This window comes from Thalassospira sp. SN3W, assembly GCF_038070535.1.
Taxonomy (GTDB): Bacteria; Pseudomonadota; Alphaproteobacteria; order Rhodospirillales; family Thalassospiraceae; genus Thalassospira; species Thalassospira xiamenensis.
In genome coordinates, this window is the sequence record NZ_CP121124.1 from 4,091,928 (window position 1) to 4,107,710 (window position 15,783).

The 15,783-nt window shown below is 52.6% G+C and carries 12 protein-coding genes and 3 tRNA genes; 9 read left to right on the forward strand and 6 right to left on the reverse strand.

What is annotated here, in order from left to right:
• Positions 1-24: 24 nt before the first annotated feature.
• A complete protein-coding gene (locus P8T57_RS18800) occupies positions 25-2,715 on the reverse strand; it encodes a bifunctional acetate--CoA ligase family protein/GNAT family N-acetyltransferase (protein WP_114095796.1) in 2,691 nt (896 codons plus the stop codon).
• 241 nt (positions 2,716-2,956) lie between these two features.
• Positions 2,957-3,274 (reverse strand): hypothetical protein, encoded by a 318-nt coding sequence (locus P8T57_RS18805; protein ID WP_341363997.1) that lies wholly within the window; start codon positions 3,272-3,274, stop codon positions 2,957-2,959.
• A gap of 126 nt (positions 3,275-3,400) precedes the next feature.
• Here P8T57_RS18805 and P8T57_RS18810 point away from each other — a divergent pair, with 126 nt between their 5' ends.
• Positions 3,401-4,768 (forward strand): IS1182 family transposase, encoded by a 1,368-nt coding sequence (locus P8T57_RS18810; RefSeq protein ID WP_341363998.1) that lies wholly within the window; start codon positions 3,401-3,403, stop codon positions 4,766-4,768.
• Between the two features lie 116 nt (positions 4,769-4,884).
• Here P8T57_RS18810 and P8T57_RS18815 read toward each other — a convergent pair.
• From P8T57_RS18815 to P8T57_RS18830, 4 genes are all read right to left on the reverse strand, one after another.
• Positions 4,885-4,960, reverse strand: a tRNA-Asn gene (locus tag P8T57_RS18815).
• 169 nt (positions 4,961-5,129) lie between these two features.
• Positions 5,130-6,053, reverse strand: a complete 924-nt coding sequence (locus tag P8T57_RS18820; protein ID WP_341363999.1) for an aldo/keto reductase — start codon at positions 6,051-6,053, stop codon at positions 5,130-5,132.
• A 105-nt stretch (positions 6,054-6,158) separates the two neighbouring features.
• Positions 6,159-6,234: transfer RNA gene (locus tag P8T57_RS18825), tRNA-Asn, on the reverse strand.
• A 4-nt stretch (positions 6,235-6,238) separates the two neighbouring features.
• A tRNA-Cys gene (locus P8T57_RS18830) sits at positions 6,239-6,312 on the reverse strand.
• Between the two features lie 294 nt (positions 6,313-6,606).
• Between P8T57_RS18830 and P8T57_RS18835 the strand changes: the two genes are divergently transcribed.
• The 8 genes from P8T57_RS18835 (at position 6,607) to P8T57_RS18870 (ending at position 15,747) form a co-directional block, all read left to right on the forward strand.
• A complete protein-coding gene (locus P8T57_RS18835; RefSeq protein WP_341364000.1) occupies positions 6,607-7,260 on the forward strand; it encodes a protein-L-isoaspartate O-methyltransferase in 654 nt (217 codons plus the stop codon).
• 95 nt (positions 7,261-7,355) lie between these two features.
• Positions 7,356-7,679 (forward strand): rhodanese-like domain-containing protein, encoded by a 324-nt coding sequence (locus P8T57_RS18840; protein ID WP_007089652.1) that lies wholly within the window; start codon positions 7,356-7,358, stop codon positions 7,677-7,679.
• 142 nt (positions 7,680-7,821) lie between these two features.
• On the forward strand, positions 7,822-9,174 hold the full coding sequence (locus P8T57_RS18845) for a TolC family outer membrane protein (protein WP_341364001.1): 1,353 nt from the start codon (positions 7,822-7,824) through the stop codon (positions 9,172-9,174).
• 112 nt (positions 9,175-9,286) lie between these two features.
• A complete protein-coding gene (locus P8T57_RS18850) occupies positions 9,287-9,895 on the forward strand; it encodes a DUF2497 domain-containing protein (protein WP_085643070.1) in 609 nt (202 codons plus the stop codon).
• A gap of 89 nt (positions 9,896-9,984) precedes the next feature.
• Positions 9,985-12,651, forward strand: coding sequence for a valine--tRNA ligase (locus P8T57_RS18855; protein WP_037992503.1), 2,667 nt, complete (start codon positions 9,985-9,987; stop codon positions 12,649-12,651).
• A gap of 187 nt (positions 12,652-12,838) precedes the next feature.
• Positions 12,839-14,236, forward strand: a complete 1,398-nt coding sequence (gene pabB, locus P8T57_RS18860) for an aminodeoxychorismate synthase component I (RefSeq protein WP_341364002.1) — start codon at positions 12,839-12,841, stop codon at positions 14,234-14,236.
• A gap of 54 nt (positions 14,237-14,290) precedes the next feature.
• On the forward strand, positions 14,291-14,884 hold the full coding sequence (locus P8T57_RS18865; protein ID WP_341364003.1) for an aminodeoxychorismate/anthranilate synthase component II: 594 nt from the start codon (positions 14,291-14,293) through the stop codon (positions 14,882-14,884).
• Positions 14,884-15,747 (forward strand): aminotransferase class IV, encoded by an 864-nt coding sequence (locus P8T57_RS18870; protein ID WP_341364004.1) that lies wholly within the window; start codon positions 14,884-14,886, stop codon positions 15,745-15,747. Before P8T57_RS18865 ends, P8T57_RS18870 begins: the two co-directional genes overlap by 1 nt.
• Positions 15,748-15,783 lie beyond the last annotated feature (36 nt).

A 15,783-nucleotide genomic window follows, 5' to 3' on the forward strand; every position in this document is an offset into this window, starting at 1 on the left:
TTTTCATGATTTATCAACCCGATATCAGGCGACGTCGCGTTGCAAGGGCAGGGTGACTTCAAACACTTCCTCATCGGCAAGATATTTGCGCGAGAAGCCCAGTTTTTCGCAAAGCGTCAGCATACGGCGGTTATCTGGTAGAACCTGCCCGATAAAGGTTTCTGTCCCTTTCTGGCGGCAGAATTCGATCATCTTTTCCATTAATATGCGGCCAAGCCCGCGCCCTTTGATGTCTGAGCGAACCATAATCGCATATTCGGCATGCTCGTTGTTCGGATCGATTACGACCTGAACAATGCCATGGATATCGCCTGCTTCTGGCCCCTCTGGCACGATGGCAAGGAATGCCATATCCCTATCGTAATCAAGTTGTGTCTGGCGGGCCATTTCCGAATGTGGCAATTCACGGACTGAGCCAAAGAACCGGAAATGAATGTCTTCCGGTGTCAGTTTCGACATGAATTCATAGTGCTTCGGCTCGTCTTCCGGCTTGATCGGACGCAGAAGGTATTTTGTCCCGTCTTCAAGGATCAGTTCCTGTTTCAGGTGGCGCGGATAGGGATGAATTGCCAGACGTTGATCATCGCTAACCACTTTTGGTGTCACCTTGATCCGTGCGTCCAGTGCTATCACCCCGGTCTGATCAATCAGAAGCGGGTTCATGTCGAGTTCAAGCACCTCGCCAAGATGCACAACCAACTGTGACAGCCGCACCAGCGTGACGTAAAGCTGTTCCAGGTTGACCGGCGGCACATCGCGATAACCGCGCAGCAGATTATAGATACGCGTTCCTTCCACAAGCTCGCGCGCCAGCTTCATATTCAGCGGTGGTAGCGCCATGGCCCGGTCGCGGACTACTTCAACTTCGACCCCGCCATGACCAAACAGGATCACCGGGCCAAAAATCGGATCGGTGGTCATGCCAACGATCAATTCACGTGCACCGGCACGTTTGATCATTTCCTGAACGGTAAAGCCTCGTACCCGCGCATTTGGGAATTTCTGTTTGACGGTCCGCAGCATCTTGTTGCCGGCAGCTCGGAGCTCTTCGTCACTGTCGATATTCAGAACCACACCGCCAACGTCGGACTTGTGGCTGATATCATCCGAGAGAATCTTGAGCGCGACCGGATAACCGATGGCATTCGCCGTTTCGATGGCGTCATCAACCGATTCTGCGGCTACGGTTTTGACCGTATTGATGCCATAGCATTCCAGAACGGCTTTTGCCTCTGGCTCGGTCAACATATCGCGCCCCGAATGAATGGCTGTGTGGATTATCTGGCGCGCCTTGTCGGTTTCCGGCGTGAAATCCTGCGGAACTGATGGCGGCGTTTCCATCAGGACTTCCTGCAATTTGCGGTAATTCACCATATGCTGGAAGGCGGCAACGGCATTTTCCGGGGTACGATATGTCGGGATCCCAGCGGCATAAAACAGATTGCGTGCCTTGGCGACGGTTGCCTCGCCAACCCAGTTGGTCAGGATGTTTTTGCGACTGTCCTTGATCGCATCAATCACGCCTTGGGCAACTTCCACCGGATCGGTGATAGCGGTTGGGGCATGCATGACCAGAAGGCTGTCGATATTGGGATCTTTCAGGACTGCATCAATCGACTTTGCATATCGTTCGCCCGGGGCATCGCCGATAATGTCGATCGGGTTTGCATGTGACCAGGTCGATGGCAAGACACCGTTAAGGGCCTCGATCGTGCTGTCTTCAAGCTTGGCAAGATGGCCTTGGCGTTCAATCAGGGCATCAACGGCCAAAACGCCAATACCGCCCCCATTGGTGATAATGCCAAGTTTGTCGCCCCGGAACGGGCGCATACGTGACAAGGTTTCTGCGGCGGAGAACATTTCCGAAACTGTATAAACGCGCAGAACGCCCGCACGTTTGATGGCGGCATCAAACACGTCATCGGCTCCGGCCAGCGCGCCGGTATGCGATGCGGCTGCGGCTGCACCCTCGGCAAAGCGGCCCGATTTGATGCAAAGGATCGGCTTGTTGCGCGATGCGGCGCGTGCTGCGGAAATGAAACCGCGGCGTTCCTGAATAGATTCGATATAAAGCATGATCGCACGCGTATTCGGATCCGACCCCAGATAATCGATCACGTCGCCGAAATCGACATCGTCGCATTCGCCTAACGATATAAAGTGCGAAAAACCGATGCCGCGTGCCGCCGCCCAGTCGAGAACAGCGGTGCAAAGCGCGCCCGACTGCGACACAAAAGCGATTTTGCCACTGCCGATGCTTTGATGACTGAAACTGGCATTGAGTCCGATACCCGGCACCATCAGGCCAAGACAGTTTGGGCCCAGCAGGCGCATTTTATGGCTTGCGGCAATTTCAAGCATCGCCTGTTTCACGCTGCGGTCATCGTCATATTGTTCGGCACCAAGACCCGCGGTCAGCACAATGGCTGCCATGCAGCCTTTGGCGGCAAGGCATTCCATGGTTGGCACAACGGCTTTGGGAGGAACGCAAATAACGGCAAGTTCGGGAACAACCGGCAGGTTCTCAACATCAGGGTAGGCCAGAACACCACCAATTGACTGGCTGTGCGGATTAACCGGCATGATCGGTCCGTCAAAACCGCCTGCCAGCAGATTGCGCATGATCACCTGTCCAACGGAATGGGACCGATTGGATGCGCCGATGACTGCGACCGATTTTGGTTTGAAAAGATGGTCCAGATTGATCGTGCTCATGACCGAATTCCCGCTTTTTCCATGGGGCACGCGATGACGCGGCCGGTGGCAATTGAATGGCCATCATATTTGTTCCGGCCACCTGTCAAAATCCGCTTTCGCAGATGCGAGATCATATTTCGTCAAAGAGTATATTGTTTTGCTGTGGATCAATAAAGCATTGTGGACATAACGGTTTCGCACAACCGTCATATGCCATCCAAACATCTGCTGATCGGCAAGTTTATTTAATCGGCTTTAATTAATGCAGATGCCCATTATGACTTTCGTCATCGAAACGCTCGGACTGTTCAATCCATTCCTCGACTTCGCCGGCACTTTGCATGGCCAGCGCTATTTCCAGATCATTTTGAACATGGGCGAGACTGTCAAACATCGGGCACCAGCCAAACGCCTGGATACGTTCATCGGTCGTAGAGGAAATTGTAAACAGATCACCATCTATCCGGTGCACAAGGCCATGAATGACATCATCTTCGCAGACAATCATCCAGCCCTCAGTCGCACCGGAAAGCGTGCCAAATTTCACTTGTTTCAATTCGATTTTGGCTGTTTTCATGGTCGATAGGTCCAGTTTTGGGGCGGATAAAGCAATATCAAAAGAAAAAGGGACCGAACAAATTGTTCGGTCCCAGACTGCTGACAAAGTCCTCGCCATTGGCGGGGACTTTTGATTCAATGGGGAATGCTTAAGAAACCCAGCCCACATCAAACCGAACTTGAGATGGTGACACTCGACAGTTTGGTCCCCAGCGATCATTTGCTTCGTAAGATCGATGCCGTGATCGATTTCAGTTTTATCCATGCGCGCGTGGCCGATTTGTACTGCGCGAACAATGGCCGTCCCGCCCTTGATCCGGTGATAATGTTTAAGGCGCTGTTCATTGGCTATCTGTTTGGCGTGCGCTCGGAGCGCCAGCTTGTGCGCGAGATTGAGGTCAATGTCGCCTATCGCTGGTTTTTGCAACTCAAGCTGACCGACAAGGTCTTTGATGCCTCGACCCTGTCGCAGAACCGGCGGCGTCGATATCATGATGCCAGTGTTGCGCAGGATATTTTTGACGAGATCGTCGAGCAGGCGATCAGGCACGGGCTGGTGGATGGTAAGGTTCTCTATACCGACAGCACGCATTTGAAGGCCGATGCCAACAAGAACAAATGGGACCGCGAAGTGGTTGCCAAATCGCGCGCGGCCTATTGGGATGATCTGGATCTGGCGATTGAGGAAGACCGGACGGCTCATGCGAAAAAGCCGCTCAAAGCCAAAGAACGCCAGCCGGTTGAGAAAGAAACCAAGATCAGCCGAACCGATCCCGACAGCGGATATATGGTGCGCGACGGCAAGCCCAAGGGCTTTTTCTATCTCGATCACCGCACGGTCGATGGCAAGCTTGGGATCATTACCGACAGTTACGCCACCCCAGCCAATCTGCATGACAGCATTCCCTATCTCGACCGTCTTGACCGACAAAGGCAGCGTTTTGACCTTGATGTTATCGCCGTCGGACTGGATGCGGGCTATGCGACCGCCGCGATTGCCAAAGGCCTTGAAGATCGTGACATCCTTGGCGTGACGGGCTATCGCCGCCCGAACCTTCGGGAAGGCTACATCCCCAAACGCAAATACGTTTATGACCCTGAACGTGATGCTTATCGCTGCCCCGAAGGTCAGCTTCTGTCTTATGCGACAACCGACCGAAATGGATACCGCCATTATCACAGCGACCCGGAAAAATGCCGCACCTGTCCTGTGCTGGCTTCCTGTACCGCCAATGCCCACCAGCGAAAAACTGTCACGCGCCATGTCTGGCAAGACGCCAGAGACCGGGCTGACGCCTATCGTCTGACAGAGTGGGGCAAGCGGGTTTACAAGCGCCGAAAAGAGACGGTCGAACGCTCTTTTGCAGATGCCAAACAGCTTCACGGTCATCGATATGCAAGGTTCCGGGGACTGATCAATGTCAAATGCCAATGTCTGCTGGCCGCCGCCGCCCAAAATATCAAGAAAATAGCCCTGGCTTTGGGCCCCAAGGGGCAAATCGCCGAGGGATAATCCCCTCGGCACACTCAAGCCAGCTTTCAAACACCTCTAAAAGAAAAACCCCGCCAAAATATGACGGGGTTTGTCAGCAGTCTGGGACCGAACAAATTGTTCGGTCCCTTTTTAATTGGCTCCGGCAGCAGGACTCGAACCTGCGACCCAATGATTAACAGTCATTTGCTCTACCAACTGAGCTATGCCGGATCAGGGTTGGCACTCCGTTTGAAGCGCGTGGCAGGGGTATAATAAAACAGCTTTGATCCCGCAAGACCTTTTTGAGAAAAAATGATCCGAAATCCATCTTTTTTCACGGTATCGTATCGCCCGTCGCCTTCCGGTTAATTGAACACCTGTTTCCTGTGCCTGTAAATGCTTAGGGGACCGGATGCCCCTGTGCCGCGATCAGAATTTCAAACCAGTCCTGCCGATCAAATTGAACGCTGCAGGATGTTGTTGCATCAATAATGCGGTGTGTCTTCATGGTGCCAAGGACCGGCACCGGCTGACAGGGCAGGCGCAACAACCATGCAATTGCAACTTCGGTGATGCTGGGCAGGTTATATTTGTCACGCATTCGTTCTAGAACGGGGCGCAAGCGGTCGGCTGTCACATCATTTTGCGCGTTGAACAGTCGTGCGCCACCAAGTGGTGACCAGATCATCGGATGGATCCGCTTTTGCTGCATCTGATCAAACGTGCCATCAAAGATCGGGGCAAGTTCCAGAACCGAACATTCCACCTGATTGGTTGCGAGCGGTGCATCAAGTCGGCTTTGTAACAGATTGAATTGTGACGGCGTAAAGTTTGAAACACCGAAATGACGAACCTTGCCGGATTGGCGGAGTGTGTTGAATGCATCCGCAACCTCGTCAGCGATCATCAGTGGATCGGGACGGTGGATCAAAAGCATGTCGATACTGTCGGTTGTCAGGTTACGAAGCGAATTTTCAACCGATGCCAGAATATGCGCCTTGCTGGTGTTGTAATGATTGATCCGGTTGTCGGGCTGCGCATCCTTGACCAGTGCGACATCGCACTTGGTCACGATTTCCATTCTCTTGCGCAGTTCTGGTGCTTTTGCCAGCGCCTCGCCAAAATAGGTTTCGCATCCGTAGCCTCCATAAATGTCGGCATGATCAAAAGTGGTAATCCCAGCATCAAGGCAGGCGTGGATCAATGCCAGAATATCACCGACATTTTTGATGTCCGTGCTGTCGCGCAATCGCCATGCGCCCCACGCCAATTGCGAGAAACTCAAATCCTTGGCCATGTGACGGCGCGAAGCAGGGGATGACATATATTGATCCTAATCGAAGTTCAGGGCGGATGATGCGCTATTGGTAGCAATTTGCAGGGCAGGGCACAAAAGCAAAAACCCCCGGAACAGAGTTCCAGGGGTTTGTGGCTCCGGCAGCAGGACTCGAACCTGCGACCCAATGATTAACAGTCATTTGCTCTACCAACTGAGCTATGCCGGATTAGTGGAGGCGCGAGCCGGAATCGAACCGGCGTGCAAGGATTTGCAGTCCTCTGCGTAACCACTCCGCCATCGCGCCTTCGCGTTGGCTGGCCGGTGTATAGCCCTATCGAATACAGGCCGTCAAGCACCCAATTTTAGATTTTTAAACAGAAAACAATCTGAAGATCGCCAACAAACAATTTGTGCGCGGATAAATCCATTCTGGATATGTTTTCAATATGTTTTCGCGAATAATTGCCGCTCTGCCGTTGATCCGTTGTTGTCAGTTGCCCATGTGCTGACTATAAACAGGGCAACATCTGTGACGTGGTTTTGGGGACAAAGACCGGTTGCAGGCTTTTTCTCGCGAGAATTTTCAGGTCAGATAAACATGGATTACCAAATCGCGCGCCATAACATGGTGGAAAATCAGGTTCGGACCAACAAGGTTACCGATCCCTTGGTCATCGCTGCGATGGAGGAGGTTCCACGCGAGCTGTTCCTGCCGGAAGGCAAGCGTGGCATTGCCTATGTCGATGAAGATATTCCTGTCGGAAATGGCCGATATGCGATGGAGCCGATGGTAATCGCACGCATGATGCAGTCTGCCGAGATTGCACGTAGCGACGTCGCGCTGGTGATTGGCGCAGGCTATGGCTATACGGGTGCAGTTCTTTCGCGCGTTGCCGAAACCGTAGTTGCGGTTGAAAGCGATAAGGAAATGGCATCCATCGCTGAAAAGACATTCCAGTCGCACAGCTATGACAATGTCATCGTGGTGGAAGGCGATCTTGCCGAGGGTTATGCCAAGCAGTCGCCGTATAATGTGATCGTCTTTGACGGTGCGGTTGCCGAAGTTCCTGCCAACATTCTTGATCAGCTTTCCGAGGGTGGTCGTTTGCTGGTTGTCGTTCGGGCACCTGGCAAGGTTGGTGTTGCGCGTCTTTACGAACGTGAAAACGCGGTCGTTGGGCATCGTGATCTGTTCGATGCCAACATTCCCTATCTTCCCGGGTTCGAACCGGCAGAAAGTTTCGTGTTCTGATATGATTTTGTTTTGCCCGGGGAAAACTCCGGGCAAAATTTTATGTAAACCGGTTCGGCAACCCGATCAGGAAAATAGAGCAGGTAAGCAGGTAAATGGTGCGCGATCTTCGATGCAGCGAACTGGCATCAAGTCTTGAAGGAAACAATCCCCTCGTACTTGTTGATGTGCGCGAAGATTGGGAATTGGAGATTTGCGCAATCGCGGGCGCGATCCATATACCTTTGGGCGAATTGGCGGACCGGGCAGGGGAACTTGCCCCCGAAAAACCGGTTGCACTTCTTTGCCATCATGGCGTTCGCAGTCGCCATGCCGCAATGCTGCTTGAGGATCGCGGATTTAAAGATGTTTTTAATGTTGCTGGCGGTATAGATGTCTGGGCGTTGGAAATCGACCCGGATATGACACGTTACGATTGATAATTTGATGGCGAAAAGGTCGGCATTTTTATTTTTTCTCAAACAAATGCCTCTTTTGTTGGAAAATATTCGTTCCGTCGTTACCATATGCGAAACTGCGCCGGGGTCGGGACTTGGTGTAGGATCTTACAAGGGTAGATAAATGTTAAAACGGTTCTTGCTGACCTGCAGTATTCTGGCCACTGGTGGCATCGTTGCCAATGGGGCCTCTGCAGAGAGCCTTGAAGAAGCTTTGATCAAGGCATATCAAAGCAACCCGACGCTGGAATCCGGTCGTGCGTCGCTTCGTGCCACGGATGAACAGGTTTCGCAGGCGCTGTCAAACTGGCGCCCGAACGTTTCGCTTTCGGGCGAAGCTGGTTTCCGGGACTTGGATACCGACCTAAATGGTACCGAAACGGACAATAGCCTGACGCCTTATACTGTCGGTGCAGAAGTTGTTCAGCCGCTCTATCGTGGTGGTCGTACCGTTGCTGAAACTGATCGGGCGGAAGCGCGTATCCGTGCGGCACGTGCGGCCCTGCGTTCTTCAGAACAGGATGTGCTGCTGCAGGTTGCAACGGCCTATTTCAACGTTTTGCGTGATACGGCAGTTGTCGAACTTAATCAGAATAACGTCCGCGTGCTTGAACGTCAGCTTGAAGCAACGCGTGACCGCTTCTCGGTTGGTGAAGTGACACGTACCGACGTCTCACAGGCCGAAGCCCGTCTTGCCGGTTCCAAGGCAGACCTGATCTCAGCCCAGGGTAACCTTGCCAATACCCGTGCCCAGTACGAGCGTCTGGTGGGTAACAAGCCTGATAATCTTGAAATTCCGAATCCGCTGTCGGGGCTTCCGACCAGTGTTACGGATGTTCTGGCGATTGCCCAGGAACAGCATCCTGATGTGGTTCAGGCCCAGTATACCGAAGATGCGGCAAAGTCTGACATCCGGCTGAGCGAAGGGTCGCTTTATCCGGAAGTCAATCTGAGTGCCGGTGTGCAGCGCGCTTACGAAGCCTCGCAGGAGGATCTGACCTCGGACAGTGCAGAAATACTCGCACAGGTCACCGTTCCGCTTTATCAGAAAGGTGCGGTTTATTCATCTGTTCGTGCGGCCAAGCAAACAGCCGGTCAGGCCCGGGTTCAGGTTGATGAGGCCCGTCGCGCCGTGATTGAAAATGCAACCAGTTCCTGGGAAACCCTCGTGACGGCACGTGCGAGCATCGAATCCCAGCAGGCGCAGGTATCATCTGCCGAGGTCGCTCTTGATGGAGTGCAGCGCGAAGCTTCTGTTGGTTCGCGTACCGTCCTTGACGTTCTAGATCAGGAACAGGAACTGCTTCAGGCACGTGTGAACCTTGTTGGTTCGCGCCGTGACGCAGCGGTTGCCGAATTCCAGGTCAAGGCGGCGATGGGAGCCTTGAATGCGCAGGTTCTCGGCCTTCCGGTCGAAATTTATGACACTGAATCCAACTATAACAAAGTCAAGGATCAGTGGTGGGGAACGGATTGACCTGATTGCTGACAGGGCCTTTGGGCCCTGTCAGACCTTGGGGAAGGGTCGGTTCGGTAATGAAATCTAGTGCGGAAGATAAAAAATGAGTGACGGGCAACAAGAACCTTCAATGGAGGACATCCTCCAGTCCATCCGCAAGATTCTTGCTGATGAAGGGGATGATGACAAGAAACAGGCCGCTCCTGAACCAGAACCGATGCCGGAACCAGAACCCGAACCGGAAATTGAAGAAGAGATCGACGAGCTCGAACTTGATGAAGAGCCCGAAGAACTTGAATTCGATGAAGAACCGGAAGAGCTTGAGCTTGACGAGCCCGAAGAAGAGCTCGAACTCGACGATATGCTCGATTTCGATGAAACCCCGGAAGAAGACGAATTCGAAGAACCTGAACCCGATCTGATGGATGACTTCGACGAACCGGAACCCGAACCGGCAATGCCGACGGTCTACGAGGACGACGAAGATGACGAGCCGCTGATTTCCCGTGTTACCGAAAACACGGCAACCGGAACCATCTCGGATTTGGCGCAAGCCGTTGCAAAGAAACGTGCCGTCGCCCTTGGCCTTAACGCTGGTCATATCACGCTTGAAGACCTTGTGCGCGATATGCTGCGTCCGTTGCTTAAGGAATGGCTTGACGAAAACCTTCCCTATATGATCGAACGCCTTGTGAAAAAGGAAATCGAGCGGATTGTGAACCGCGCCGAAGACCTGTAGGCGAGCCGAAATATGATTTACAGCGGCGCGCCAACGGTGCGCCGCTTTTTCTTTGTACAGTGATAAAACCCGCAGCGGATCAAAAGACCATGTTGGAGAAGACATATAGCCCGGCCGACGTTGAAGGCAGACTTTACGATAAATGGGAAAAATCGGGGGCGTTTGCCGCCGATCCGGCATCAGGTGCAAATCCCTATGTCATCATGATGCCGCCGCCCAACGTAACCGGCAGCCTCCATATGGGGCATGCACTGACCTTTACGCTTCAGGATATTCTGGTGCGCTATAACCGGATGTCGGGCAAGGATACGCTGTGGCAGCCCGGTACCGACCATGCCGGTATCGCGACACAGATGGTCGTTGAACGCCAGCTTGGCGAACAAAACGTGACGCGTCATGACCTTGGCCGCGAAAAGTTCATCGAAAAAGTCTGGGAATGGAAAGAAAAATCCGGCGGCACTATCACCAATCAGCTTCGCCGTCTGGGCGCATCACCAGATTGGCCACGTGAACGCTTTACCATGGACGATGGTCTGTCGGCTGCTGTTCGCAAGGTATTCGTTACCCTGCACAAACAGGGACTTATTTACCGTGACAAGCGTCTGGTCAACTGGGACCCGAAACTTCTGACCGCGATTTCCGATCTTGAAGTCGTTCAGAAAGAAGTCAAAGGCCATTACTGGCACTTCAAATACCCGATCGAGGGCAAGGAAGGCGAGTTCATCACCGTTGCGACCACGCGTCCGGAAACCATGTTGGGCGATACCGGTGTTGCGGTTCATCCTGATGATGAACGTTACAAGGATCTGATTGGTCAGTATTGCATTCTGCCAATCGTGGGACGCCGAATCAAAATCGTTGCTGATGAATATGCCGATCCTGAAAAGGGATCGGGTGCCGTTAAAATCACCCCAGCGCATGATTTCAACGACTTTGAAGTCGGCAAACGCAATGATCTCGAAAAAATCAACATCATGGATGATCATGCGCGCATCAATGATGACGCGCCGGAAGAATATCGTGGTCTGGATCGGTTCAAGGCACGCGAACTGATCGTTGGCAAAATGGAAGAACTCGGTCTGCTTGAAAAGATCGAAGACACCGTTCACATGGTGCCTTACGGCGACCGTTCAAACGTCGTGATCGAGCCGTACCTGACCGATCAGTGGTTTGTGAATGCCGAAGTTCTGGCCAAACCGGCGACCGAGGCAGTTGAAGACGGTCGTATCAAATTTGTGCCCAAGAACTGGGAAAACACCTATTTTGAATGGATGCGCAATATCCAGCCATGGTGCATATCGCGTCAGCTTTGGTGGGGACATCGCATTCCGGCATGGTTTGGTCCGGACGGTGAAATCTTTGTCGAGGAAACCGAAGAAAAAGCCTTGGCGGCGGCCAAGGCGCATTTCGGCAAGGATGTTGAACTTACCCAGGAAACCGACGTTCTTGATACGTGGTTCTCATCGGCATTATGGCCATTCTCGACCCTTGGCTGGCCGGATAAAACCCCGGAACTGAACAAATACTATCCGGGTGATGTGCTGGTTACCGGTTTTGACATCATCTTCTTCTGGGTTGCCCGCATGATCATGATGGGCATGCATTTCATGGACGGTAAAGTTCCGTTCAAGGATGTCTATATCCATGCGCTGGTCCGTGATGAACATGGTCAGAAGATGTCGAAATCCAAGGGCAACGTGATTGATCCGCTGGAACTGATTGACGAATATGGCTGTGACGCGCTGCGTCTGACCCTGACGGCACTGGCTGCTCAGGGCCGCGATATCAAGCTTGCAGCGTCCCGCGTTGAAGGGTATCGGAACTTCGCGACCAAGCTTTGGAATGCGGCACGTTTCGCTGAAATGAACGAATGCAAACCGGTCGACGGGTTCAATCCTGCCAATGTCAGTTCGACACTGGCACGCTGGATTGTCGGTAAGACCGCCGAGGCGGCAAAAACCGTTTCATCGGGCATCGAAAGCTATCGTTTCAATGATGCCGCGAACGGTGCTTATCAGTTTGTCTGGGGCACTTTCTGCGACTGGTATCTGGAACTGGCAAAACCGGTCCTTATGGGCCAGGACGAAGACGCCAAAGCCGAAATCCGGGCTGTGACTGCATGGGTTCTGGATCAGATTCTTCTGATCCTGCACCCGATCATGCCCTATATCACCGAAGAACTTTGGGAAAAGTCGGCTGATAATCGTGCGACGCTTCTGATGTCGCAGGCTTATCCGAAATTCGACGATGCACTGATTGACCGTGCCGCCGAAGATGAAATCGATCTTGCCATCCGCCTGATCGGTAATATTCGTGGTGTTCGTTCCGAAATGAACGTACCGCCTGCGGCTGAGGTTCCGATCTATCTGGTCGATGCATCCGATGCAATGAAGGCAGCCGTGTCCGCGCAGGAAGCCCAGGTTAAACGTCTGGCACGTGTGGCTGTGGTTGAATTCAAAGGGCAGGGCGATGTTGAAGCCATCGCCAAAGGGGCCATTCAGACCGTCGTTGACGGTGTAACCGTCTTCGTTTCGGTTGCCGATTTCATCAATGTCGTGGCCGAAAAGTCGCGCCTTGAGAAGGAAATCGACGGCAAAACCAAATATATCAAGGGTCAGGAAGGCAAATTGTCGAACGAAAGTTTCGTCAGCCGTGCGCCTGAACATATTGTCGCGACCGAAAAAGCCAAGCTTGAAGAAGCGCGCGATACCCTTGCCAAACTTCAGGAAGCTCACGCCCGCATCGCGGCGATGTAATTCCGGTTGTTGTGATCACGTCAAAGGGCCAGTCCATCGGATTGGCCCTTTTGCGTTTCATTCACTCTGATCTTTGACGAATTTTGAAATTCATCCTCGCCAGAGTTATAGAATCGCATAAATTGGCGACCAACCGTTATCTCGCGATCTGACGCAACTTTATCCCGATGATGGGCCGAACCGTAAAATGCTGATTGAAGAATGCCCTTATATCGAACCGCTTGATGCCTACGGTGCCTTTGCCGGGTTCGCAGACAGTCATTTTCTTGATTCCGGTGACCGGGACCGCTTTGCTTATGTTGTTGCATCGCCGTTGCATAAACTGACTGCCAAGAACGGGCAGGTGAAGCTTGACGGTTTTCCCGTTCCCGGTGATCCGTTCGGGGTTCTTGCCGATCTGATGGCACGCTATCGCGTGGAAGCCGGTCCGGATTTACCCCCGTTTCAGGGCGGGGCTGTCGGTTATTTCGGTTATGAGCTTGCCCAACAGCTCGAAACGCTCCCCCAAGCTCCGCAGGACTGGCTCAACATGCCCGACATAGCGGTTGGCATCTATGACCTTGTCATCGCATTCGATCAGCTTGATCGCCGCATGTGGCTTATTTCGACGGGGATTCCCGAAACATCGCCGACTGCACGGAAAAAACGTGCGGCTGATCGCATCGGGATTATTCGTAAGTACCTTCGGCTTGCACGGCCAATGCTTGAAACGCCCGAAATTCCTCATACGCCAGATATCATGCCGTGGCAGTCGAATTTTGATCGTGTCGGCTACGAAGGTGCCGTGCAGACCGTCGTTGATTACATCCATGCCGGGGATATTTTTCAGGCTAACCTGTCGCAAAGTTTCCGGGCCGAATATGCTTATGATGTCATTCCCAAACGGTTTGACCTTTATCGCCGCCTCAGCCTTGCCAGTCCGGCACCATTCGGGGCTTTCCTGAATTTTGGCGATGTGGCAGTCCTGTCCAATTCGCCCGAGCGGTTTCTGAAGGTCGCGGATGGGCAGGTGGAAACCAGACCGATCAAGGGCACACGCAGGCGCGGGGCCATGCCTGTCGAGGATGTCGAACTCGCACAGGAATTGATGTTATCTGCGAAAGATCGCGCAGAAAATATTATGATTGTTGATCTTCTGCGTAACGATTTATCGAAAGTATGCAAGCCGCATAGCGTAAAGACGCCGCAGATTTGTACGCTTGAGAGTTATGCAAATGTCCATCATTTGGTTTCGACTGTGACCGGGGAATTGCAGGATGGCAAGTCTGCTGTCGATTTGCTAGCAGCCTGTTTCCCGGGCGGTTCGATTACAGGCGCACCAAAAATCCGCGCAATGGAAATCATTACCGAACTTGAAGGATCGACGCGTGGTGCGTATTGCGGAGCAATCGGCTTTATCGGCTTTAATGGCAGCATGGATACCAATATTGCGATCCGAAGCATTTGTGTAAATGGCGGTCGCATGGCGTTCAATGTAGGTGGTGGAATCGTCGCCGATAGCATTCCCGCTGCTGAATATGATGAGACGCTGGTCAAGGCCGCCAAGATATTCGAAGCATTGGGGATCCGGCCCTATGCGGTGTAAGATGGTTGACCTTATGCATTATCATCAACGCACTCATGGACGGATCGGGTTGAAATGATCCTGCTGATCGACAATTACGATTCCTTTGTTTTCAATCTGGCGCGCTATTTCGTGGAGCTTGGACAGAAGGTTGATGTCGTGCGCAATGATCGGATCGATGTTGATGAAGTACGTCGGTTGAATCCCGATGCCATCGTCTTTTCCCCCGGACCATGCGGCCCGGATGAAGCGGGAAACAGTATCGACCTGATTACCAAATTATCCGGCGATTACCCGATGCTGGGGGTCTGCCTGGGGCATCAGTCGATTGCACGGGCATTTGGTGGCGTCGTAAAGCGCGCAAACCGGCCGGTACATGGCATGACATCGGCAATTGATCACAATGGTTCGGCACTGTTTAACGGTATCAAATCTCCGCTGACGGTAACGCGCTATCACTCGCTGGTTGTTGATCTTCCGCTGGATGGCACTTTGGTTCAGACCGCGACGGGACCGGACGGCGAAATCATGGCTTTTGCCCATCGGGATCTGCCGATCTTTGGTGTCCAATTCCATCCCGAAGCCGTCTTGACCGAGCAGGGACATGATTTGTTGTGTAACTTTCTGGCCATTGCCGGTGCGACCGTTCCGCGAAAGGCTGCGTCGTGATGAAAGTCTGGCTTAATGGCAATATTATTGATCAGACGGATGCGCATATTGCCGTCACGGATCGGGGATTGCTGTTGGGAGATGGTTTTTTTGAAACCATGCGGGCCCATAAAGGCAGGGTTGCCTGGCTTGATCGGCATCTTGATCGTCTGACCAGCCATGCCGAATTAATCGGGCTTGATCCGATATTATTGCCAAATGCCCAAACAGTTGCCGAAGCTATCGCATCGCTTTGTATGGAACTCGGTGGGAATGAAGCGGTTATCCGCCTGACCGTTACGCGTGGTAGCGGCCCGCGCGGGTTGTTACCACCCCAGGATTGCCATCCCACGGTTCTGATAACGGCGGCTCCCTTTGCCAAAGCGGCAAAGGATGAGGGATTGATCCTTGCGACGTCAAAACGGGTTCGGCGCAATCCGTGGTCGATTGCAGGCAAGGTCAAAAGCCTTAACTATCTCGACAATATAGCGGCGCGACAGGAAGTCGCCGCTTGTGGCGCGGAAGAGGCACTCGTTCTTTCTGTTGATGGTTCTGTCGCGGAAACAACAATCGCCAACCTGTTCGGGATTCGTGACAACACGTTTTATACTGCACCTGCCAATTGCGGAATTCTTGCCGGGTTGGCACGGAAATTCGTCATTGATTGGTGTCGAGATCAGGCGGTTGCCGTCCACGAGGAGTCTATCGATCTGAAAGACCTGCTGTCAATGGATTTGGTTTTTGTCTGTAACGCATTGCAGGGAATAAGGTTTGTTCGCTCGATTGATGGCGTTGCTTTTGACTTTGATCAGGCGAAACACGATCACGCTATGCAATTGGTGAGTGATTTTGAAAAATCACTATGCCTTGGTATAGATGTTTAACTAAAATTAACTTCAATCGGGCATTTTCGTTTCCCA